Source organism: Enterobacter sp. RIT637 (assembly GCF_019718755.1).
GTDB lineage: Bacteria > Pseudomonadota > Gammaproteobacteria > Enterobacterales > Enterobacteriaceae > Enterobacter.
This window is the reverse complement of sequence record NZ_JAIHAZ010000162.1, coordinates 1-541: the sequence shown is the minus strand read 5'-3', so window position 1 is coordinate 541 and position 541 is coordinate 1. Positions and strand designations below refer to the sequence as shown.

1 protein-coding gene is annotated in these 541 nt (G+C 56.4%); it reads left to right on the top strand.

The window, feature by feature from the left end; translation table 11 throughout:
- The coding region (locus tag K5E19_RS23780) for an AAA family ATPase (RefSeq protein ID WP_221553378.1) at nucleotides 1-541 on the top strand (541 nt) is incomplete at both ends.

Sequence of the window (541 nt, the reverse complement as noted above, 5' to 3'; positions counted from 1 at the left end):
GGCACAACTGACCATCAGCAACTTTGCCATTGTTCGTGAGCTTGAGATCGACTTCCAGAGCGGAATGACGGCCATTACCGGTGAAACCGGTGCAGGTAAATCAATTGCCATTGATGCGCTCGGCTTGTGTCTCGGCGGTCGCGCAGAAGGCGACATCGTGCGCACCGGCGCTAGCCGCGCCGATCTCTGCGCGCGCTTTTCCTTAAAAGATACTCCTGCCGCGCTGCGCTGGCTTGAAGTCAATCAACTCGAAGATGGACGTGAGTGTTTACTTCGCCGCGTCATCAGCAGCGATGGCCGCTCTCGCGGCTTTATCAACGGGACTGCGGTTCCCCTTTCTCAGCTGCGTGAGCTGGGCCAGCTATTGATTCAAATTCATGGCCAGCACGCGCATCAGCAGCTCATTAAACCGGAACAGCAAAACGCCCTGCTAGATGGCTATGCCGGTGAGTACGCGCTCACTCAGTTGATGGCTGAACACTATCGTCAGTGGCATCAAAGCTGCCGCGAACTGGCACAGCATCAGCAGCAAAGTCAGGAG